This is a genomic window from Microbacterium sp. (genome assembly GCF_049661145.1).
GTDB lineage: Bacteria > Actinomycetota > Actinomycetes > Actinomycetales > Microbacteriaceae > Microbacterium.
Genome location: NZ_JBASZT010000159.1, coordinates 1 through 7,549, shown reverse-complemented (window position 1 = coordinate 7,549; position 7,549 = coordinate 1). Strand labels below are relative to the sequence as shown.

Sequence of the window (7,549 nt, the reverse complement as noted above, 5' to 3'; positions counted from 1 at the left end):
GCAGCCGGGTCGGCGGCGCTGCCGGCATCGGACTCGGCCCTGACACGACCTGAGAGTGGACGCGACGCGGCCGGTGGCGCGGCCGACAGTGCGGCGGAGAGTTCGGCCGGTGGGGACGCCGCGATGCCGCCATCCAGCGGAGTGTCAGCCGATCTCGAGGCGGCCGGGCGCGAGATCGCCGCGACCGCGTCCGCGACCGTCGAGGTCGAGGATGCCGCAGCCGCCACTGACGCGATCGGCACCGCCGCGGCGGCTGCGGGAGGGTACGTCGAGTCGATGAGCGTCGGCGAATCCGGGACGTCACCTCTGGAGTCCGCGGGGATGGAGATCTCTCGCCCGCTCCCAACGTCTGCGGCGTGGATCACCGTGCGGGTGCCCGCCGACCGGCTGCCGGACACGCTGGCGGGTCTCGCCGACGTCGGCAATGTCACATCGTCTCAGATCGACCGGAGAGACGTGACGACCGAGGCCGTCGACCTCCGCGCTCGAGTGAGCGCGCTCGAGGCCTCTGTCGCGCGGTTGACCGAGCTCCTCGGCCAGAGCACGTCGACGGGCGACCTCATCGCCGCCGAGTCGGCATTGTCGCAGCGACAGTCCGAGCTCGACGGGCTGCGCCAGCAGTTGACGTGGCTGGAGAGCCAGGTCGCCATGTCGAGCGTTACGGTCACTCTCATCGAGCCTGCCCCGGCTGTCAAAGCCGACCCCGCCGGCTTCGGTGGCGGGCTCGCCGCCGGCTGGAACGGACTCGTCGCCACTCTCAACGGCGTCGTCATCGCGATCGGTTTCCTGCTGCCGTGGATCGCGGTGCTGCTGGTGGCCGGTCTCGTCATATGGGGTGCGCGCCGGGCCGTCCGGCGCCGCCGCGTCGAACGTGACCCGGCCGATTGACGCGTGCGGTGCGCTTCGAGGACCTGTTCCTTCACGTGATCGCCCGCAGAGCAGAAGGGTCGCTCGCCGCTTGCCGCATGATCTGCTGAAGCGCCGCAAGCCGCTTCGTGACGCCCGGCGGTTGCACCCTCCGTAGCGACCTCGCCTTGGGCTGGGAACGGGCCCGGCGGGAGGCGGGGTATCCGCTACGCCCGTCGCAGCGTCGCGACCGCGACTCCGGCGAGCGCGAGCACGCCGCCCAGGAGTGCGATAAGCGAAGGGATCTCTCCCAGGAAGACCCAGGCCATGCCGAGCACGGTCAGAGGCACGAGATAGGTCGTTGCCGCAGTACGTCCGGCGGAGACGCGCGCAAGGACGTAAGCCCAGGTGCTGAAGCCGATCGCGGTCGGGCCTACTCCGAGATAGACGATGAGCCACACCGCCTCTGCCGGTGCCGTCTGGAACGCCACGAGGAACTGCGGCAGGAACGGCAGCAAGACGAAAATGGAAATCGCGGAGCCGAGCCAGGTCATCGTCAGGCCGTCCATGGTGCGGAGGAGCCGTTTCTGCGAGATGGCGCCGAGCGCGTAGAGCACGGCGGCCGCGATGCCCAGCAGCACTCCGCCGAGGTCACCGTGGACGGCGGCGCTGGAGAAGGCGATGACGCCGGCCCCCGCGAGGGCAATGGCCAGTCCGACGATCAGCCGGACCGGGAAGCCCTCTCGGAGCAGCAACCCCGCGAGCACGGCGACGAGGATCGGGGCGAGGTTGACGAGGAACGAGGTTGAACCGGCGTCGAGCGTGTGCTCGGCAGTGTTGAATGCGAGGTTGTAGAGCGCGAACCACAGCACCCCCCATCCGAATACACCGAGCAGCGAGCGCCCCCGCGGGATCGACGGCGATGAGCGCTGCCGGACGGCCCGAATCGCGACCATGAGGGTAAGGACGAAGGTGCCGACGACCTGGCGGCCAAGAGCGATTGCCCCCGGGGAGAAGGCGTCGCCGATACCTCGGACGGCGACGAAGGCCGACGCCCACATGAGGACCGTCACTGCGGCGGCCAAGAGCACGAGTGGCAGCAAAGCGCTACGCGGAGCGGAAACGGTGGTCGTGGTCACCGTTTGATCCTCGCTGCAGGAATCATCCAGCACTAGTGAAGATTCATTACTGATCATTCAGTACTACTGTATCGTTGTCGAATGCTCGACGTTCACCGCCTCCGCGTACTCCGCTCGGTCGTCGCCAGCGGCAGCATCCACGCTGCCGCGACGAATCTCGGCTACACTGCGTCCGCCGTCAGCCAGCACGTCGCTGCACTGCAGCGCGAGACCGGCCTGGCGCTGCTCGAACGGGACGGTCGCGGGGTACGACCGACCGCGGCAGGCATCGAGCTCGCAGCACAGGCGGATGCGGTCCTCGCGCGACTCGGCCAGACCGAGGCGCTCGTTGCCGATCTCCGAGCCGGCCGCACCGGACTGGTCACCTTCGGCTACTTCGCCTCCGCCGGCTCTGCATGGATGCCAAGCGTCGTCCGGCGACTGACCCGCGACTTTCCCGGCGTCCGACTCGACCTTCAGCTGCTCGAGGCGATCCCGGAAGACCCCGCCGACCGGCCCGACGTGCAACTCATCGTCGAATCGCAGCGCTTCATGACGGCGACCGGGTTCCGCGTTCACCGGCTCCACAACGATCCCTTCGTCGTCGTGCTCCGCCACGACCATCGGCTCGCCGACCGCGACGAGATCGAACTCGGCGAGCTCGCGGCCGAGGAATGGGTTGACAACGATTTCGCCCGCGGCTGGTGCCGTGAACACCTTCTCGACGCCTGCACCGCGGCAGGCTTCAGTCCGCCGTTCCTCGTCGAGGCCCACGACTACGCGACCGCGATCGAGTTCGTCGCCGCCGGCGTCGGCATCACGGTGCTCCCGATGCTCGCCGCCCGGCATTTGCTGCCTGGCATCCGCGCGGTCCGGGTCGTCCGACCCGCACCCGTCCGCTCCATCCAGGCCGTCGTCCGCGACGCCGCCGCCGACCGGCCTCCCGTGATCGCGGCACTCGAAGAACTCCGCCGGATCGCGGCGACCTCGTGACCGAGGCGGCGCAGGGTTCCGTACCGCGAATGGCCGACGGCGGCGATGCAATCAGATGTTGCCAACCTCTTGCCAAAGCCGCCTAGCGGTCTCCGGAGATTCATCTGCAGGCGCCGGAAAATCCTTCCCCGGCCCGACTGGGACCGTGAGCCGATCATCCCCAGAGCGTACTCGCGTTGACGCCCGTATCGGACGGAACCGCTGTAATCACCGAGTCCGGTAGAAGTGCGAAACCCCCCGGCTGACCGGGGGTTTTCTGCTGGTGACCCCAGTGGGATTCGAACCCGCGTTACCGCCGTGAGAGGGGGTTCGACTCCCGCGGAACTGCGTGCTCACTACCGAACTGGCCTGTGTTTACGAGGATGTCGAGTGCGTCGGGTACGTCGCGGAGAGTCCTGTCGTCAGCGTTCGTTGCCAAAATGTTGCCACGTTGCCGCCGTCGGGAGGCGGCTATCCACAGTTGTCATTATTGCAGATAGCGGTAGAATGGCACCATGACCACACGCGCACTCGCCACCACCCTCGATCCGGGCGACCCTGCCGTCCGCTCCGATGCGAAGAACCTGGCGGAGCGTCTTGACGGCAACACTGCGGTCGAGGCCGCGGTGCGTTCGATGCTCGATGACGTGGCGCACGGGGCGCGGGTCGTGGTGCTGCGCACGGAGGATGAGGTCACGCCCGCCGACGCCGCCAAGCTCCTCGGGGTGACCCGTCAGTTCGTGGACCGGCTCTGCGAGGATGGCGTGCTCCCCTTCCGGCGACTGCCCGGCAGCCGTCACCGCCGCATCCGCGTGCAGGACGTTCTGGACGTCGCCGCCGAGCGCGACCAGCGCCGCGCCGGCGGCGACGCGCTGCGCGCCGCGCTCGGGGCATAATCCTGTGGCCCGTCCGCAACGGGTCTTCATCGACACCAGCGAGCTGTTCCCGTTCACGATCATGGACGTGCTGCTCACCCTGTCCGCGGACTTCCTGTTCACCTGGCTCTGGACCGACGAACTCCTCGCCGAGTGGGGGGAGGTCATCGTCCGCGAGGGCATGCGCACCCCGGAGTCGGCACGCTCAGTCACAGAAGCGGTGCGCGCACACTTCGGCCGCTACCGCATCGACCCGGACCTCTACCGGGGCAAGGTCACCGATGATCTCTCCGCCGATCCCGGCGACCGCCTGCACGCGGCCGCGTGCATCCACGGCGACGTCGACGTGCTCCTGACCCGCAACCTGAAGCACTTCCGCGCCGCCGCCATCGACCAGGCCGGGGTGCAAGTGATGACCTCGGACACGTTCCTGGGCCGGTTGCTGACCCGTCGCCGCCGAGCGGTGGTCGAGTCGTTCACCCGTGCCGCGACCGCGAGGAAGAACCCGCCCACGACTCCCGCGGAGCTGGCGGACACGATCGCCAACGCGGGCGCGCCCCGATTCGCCGAGCGACTCCGGCCGCACCTGGGCGAGCAAGCACGCTGACGCCAGCCGCTACAGGCTGATCCCGTGGTCGCGTTCCGGCCCGTAACGGGTCGGGCGGTGGTGGTCGCGCTCGGGTGCTCGTAGCCGTGCTGCGCGCTCGGCCAGTGCCGCCGCGAGGCGTTCGGCCCGGCCTGTTCGCGGATCAGGACGGCCGCATGCTCGGGCGGCAGAGCTTCGATCCGGGCGAGGGCTTGCCGGTGCTGCTCGGCGCGCTGCGCGTGGTGCTCTGCGCGGCTCTGGGCGCTGACGCGGCTGTTGGTGTCGCGGTAGATCGCCTGGCGGAGCCGCTGCCGCTCGGTCATCTGCCGCCCGCTCAGCTTGCTCGTCTCGTGCTGTACCTGCTCGGTCTGACGCCTGGCCTCGATCAGGCGCGGGTCGTCCTCGGCCTTCCGGTCGGCCACGGCCTGTGCCCGCCGTCCAGCGAATGCTCGGCCACGCCACGGCCGCCGTCACGCTCGACGTGTACGCCGACCTGTTCGATGACGACCTCGACGGTGTTGCCACGGCGCTCAACTCGGCAGCGATGCAATCAGATGTTGCCAATCTGTTGCCAAAGGCCGCGTAGAGTCGTCTCGACGCCCGGCGGTGGATACACAAAATCCCTGGTTTGACCAGGGATTTTGTCGTTGGTGACCCCAGCGGGATTCGAACCCGCGTTACCGCCGTGAGAGGGCGGCGTACTAGGCCGCTATACGATGGGGCCGGATACTTCGCTGCGTAAGCAACCGTTCGATTATGCCATGCCCGCCGCGTCCGGACAAATCGCGCTCCGACGCGCCAGCCCGAGCTTGCGGCCCCAACCCACGGGAGCGTTGACTGACACCATGCGCGTCACCAAACACGAACACGCCTGCCTGCGCCTCGAGTCCGAGGGGCGGCAGTTGATCATCGATCCCGGCTCGTTCACGCTTCCCCTCGACGACCTGCACAGGCTCGTCGCGGTGGTCCTCACGCACGAACACCCCGATCACTGGACCCCGGAGCACCTGCGGCGGCTCCGCGACTACTCCCCCGGCGTGCCTGTCTACGCTCCGGCAGGAGCCGCGGCGGTCGCGGCGGAGTTCGACCCGATCACCGTCGCTCCGGGTGACACGGTAGCGGTCGACCCGTTCACCCTCACCTTCCACGGGGGCAGGCACAACGTCATCCACGAATCGATCCCAGTCATCGATAACGTCGGTGTGCTCGTCGACGACGCGTTCTACTACCCGGGCGACTCCTACGCCGTACCCGAGGATGCCGACGTGCGGCTGCTCGCGGCGCCCATCGGCGCGCCGTGGTTGAAGATCGGCGAGGCCATGGACTTCGTCCTCGCCGCAAGACCCCGTCGCGCCTTCGGCACCCACGACATGACCCTCTCGCGCATCGGCCTGGACATGCACCGCGCTCGCCTGAAGTGGGCGACGGAGCAGAACGGGGGCGAGTTCGTCGTCCTCGATCCCGGCGAGTCCGTCGAACTGTAGCGGGCGCGCAGCGCACCGCAGAAGACAGCGCGCAGCAGAAACGAAGGATGCCGCGACCCCGAGCGGGCCGCGGCGTCCTTCATTCTGCGGGTTCTGCGATCACGCTTCCGCGTCGTGGTCCGTCTCCAGGAACGCGACGAGCGAATCGAGCGCGGCGTCGGCACCCTCGCCCTCGGCCTTGAGCGTGACGACGGTGCCCTGCGTGGCACCCAGACCCATCAGGGTGAGGATGCTGCCGGCGTTCAGGTCGGGGCCGCCTTCGACCGCGATCGTCACGGGGACGCCGGTCTGCTGTACGGCCTGGACGAACAGCTTGGCGGGGCGGGCGTGCAGGCCCGAACTGCTGGCAACGGTGGCCTGGCGTTCTGCCATGTCATCTCCTAGAAGTCATGCGACGTCGACCGCCGCGGGTGGTGCATGTGGTACGGACCGTTCGGCCTCACAACGACGCTACCGCACAGCCGCACGGTCCTGACCGGGAAAAAACGTCGTCGCACGGTAGATCTCTCAGGCTGCGACCGCGACGGCAGGGGCCGCCTCGACCGGGGTCTTGCGCGCGAACCTCTTGAGAAGGACGAGCGCGAAGGCCGACACGAGCGTCCCGGCGGCAAGCGCCACAAGGAAACCCCAGACGGGACTGATCGCGAACAGCACGAAGATGCCGCCGTGCGGTGCGTAGCTGGTGACGTTGAACAGCATGCTCAGCGCACCGGTGACGGCGCCTCCCACCATCGAGGCGGGGATGACGCGCAGCGGGTCGGCCGCGGCGAACGGGATCGCGCCCTCGCTGATGAAGGCGGCACCGAGCAGCCAGGCCGCTTTGCCGTTCTCGCGCTCCACCGGAGTGAACAGTGGTCGAGCCAGCACCGTCGAGGCCAGTGCGAGCGCCAGCGGCGGAACCATCCCGGAGATCATGACGGCCGCCATGATGAGGTACGGCGCGGTGTTGGTCGCCGATGCCGCAGCAAGTCCCGTCGTGGCGAACACGTAGGCCACCTTGTTGACCGGACCGCCCAGGTCGAAGCACATCATGAGGCCCAGGATGACGCCGACCAGGATGCCGCCCGCACTGCTCGCGGTCAGCGCGGTGAGGCCGTCCGTCAGCGCCGTCATGAGCGCCGCGATGGGGCGGCCGAGGAAGAGCACCATGAGACCCGAGGCGATGATCGACCCGACCAGCGGGATGATCACAACGGGCATGAGGCCCCGCAACCAACGGGGCACGTTGAGCGTACCCAGCCACCAGGCGACGAAACCGGCGAAGAATCCGCCGATGATGCCGCCGATGAAGCCGGCGTTCATCGTCACGGCGATCGCACCCGCGACGAAGCCGGGTGCGATGCCGGGGCGGTCGGCGATCGCGAAGGCGATGTAGCCAGCGAGGGCCGCCACGAGGAAGCCCATCGAGGTCCCACCGATCATGAACGCGACCGAGCCGAGGTACTGTCCCAGCCCGCCGGCGGGGAGGTCCCACAGCGCATTATTGATGATGACATCGGCCGCGTCCTGCGTGACGTTCGCCCCGCCGAGCAGGAAGCCCAGGGCGATCAGCAGACCGCCGCCGGCGACGAACGGGATCATGTAGCTGACGCCGGTCAGCAGGATGCGCTGGATCTTGCGGCCGGCCGACTCGCGGGCGGCGGGAGCCGCGGCGCTCGCCCCGGCGGC

9 protein-coding genes and 1 tRNA gene are annotated in these 7,549 nt (G+C 68.8%); 6 read left to right on the top strand and 4 right to left on the bottom strand.

Annotation, left to right across the window (positions count from 1 at the left end; all coding sequences use genetic code 11):
- On the top strand, positions 1-888 hold an 888-nt coding region (locus tag WBP48_RS07195), incomplete at its 5' end, for a DUF4349 domain-containing protein (RefSeq protein WP_424438217.1).
- Between the two features lie 185 nt (positions 889-1,073).
- On the opposite strand, the gene WBP48_RS07190 is transcribed toward WBP48_RS07195, so the two are convergent.
- Entirely contained in the window at positions 1,074-1,985 is a 912-nt protein-coding gene (locus WBP48_RS07190) for a DMT family transporter (protein ID WP_424438214.1), read from the bottom strand.
- Between the two features lie 81 nt (positions 1,986-2,066).
- On the opposite strand from WBP48_RS07190, the gene WBP48_RS07185 reads away from it, so the two are divergent.
- The 4 genes from WBP48_RS07185 (at position 2,067) to WBP48_RS07170 (ending at position 4,983) form a co-directional block, all read left to right on the top strand.
- A complete protein-coding gene (locus tag WBP48_RS07185) occupies positions 2,067-2,957 on the top strand; it encodes a LysR family transcriptional regulator (RefSeq protein ID WP_424438211.1) in 891 nt (296 codons plus the stop codon).
- A 494-nt stretch (positions 2,958-3,451) separates the two neighbouring features.
- Complete coding sequence (locus WBP48_RS07180; RefSeq protein WP_424438209.1) at positions 3,452-3,832, top strand: helix-turn-helix domain-containing protein; 381 nt, start codon at positions 3,452-3,454, stop codon at positions 3,830-3,832.
- A 4-nt stretch (positions 3,833-3,836) separates the two neighbouring features.
- Positions 3,837-4,418 (top strand): PIN domain-containing protein, encoded by a 582-nt coding sequence (locus WBP48_RS07175; RefSeq protein WP_424438206.1) that lies wholly within the window; start codon positions 3,837-3,839, stop codon positions 4,416-4,418.
- 406 nt (positions 4,419-4,824) lie between these two features.
- On the top strand, positions 4,825-4,983 hold the full coding sequence (locus tag WBP48_RS07170) for a hypothetical protein (RefSeq protein WP_424438203.1): 159 nt from the start codon (positions 4,825-4,827) through the stop codon (positions 4,981-4,983).
- Between the two features lie 62 nt (positions 4,984-5,045).
- Here WBP48_RS07170 and WBP48_RS07165 read toward each other — a convergent pair.
- A tRNA-Glu gene (locus WBP48_RS07165) sits at positions 5,046-5,121 on the bottom strand.
- Positions 5,122-5,242: 121 nt separating this feature from the next.
- Between WBP48_RS07165 and WBP48_RS07160 the strand changes: the two genes are divergently transcribed.
- Positions 5,243-5,881, top strand: a complete 639-nt coding sequence (locus WBP48_RS07160; RefSeq protein WP_424438200.1) for an MBL fold metallo-hydrolase — start codon at positions 5,243-5,245, stop codon at positions 5,879-5,881.
- Positions 5,882-5,980: 99 nt separating this feature from the next.
- On the opposite strand, the gene WBP48_RS07155 is transcribed toward WBP48_RS07160, so the two are convergent.
- Together WBP48_RS07155 and WBP48_RS07150 are read right to left on the bottom strand one after the other, a co-directional pair.
- Positions 5,981-6,253 (bottom strand): HPr family phosphocarrier protein, encoded by a 273-nt coding sequence (locus tag WBP48_RS07155; protein ID WP_016465022.1) that lies wholly within the window; start codon positions 6,251-6,253, stop codon positions 5,981-5,983.
- Between the two features lie 135 nt (positions 6,254-6,388).
- On the bottom strand, positions 6,389-7,549 hold a 1,161-nt coding region (locus WBP48_RS07150), incomplete at its 5' end, for a PTS fructose transporter subunit IIC (protein WP_424438197.1).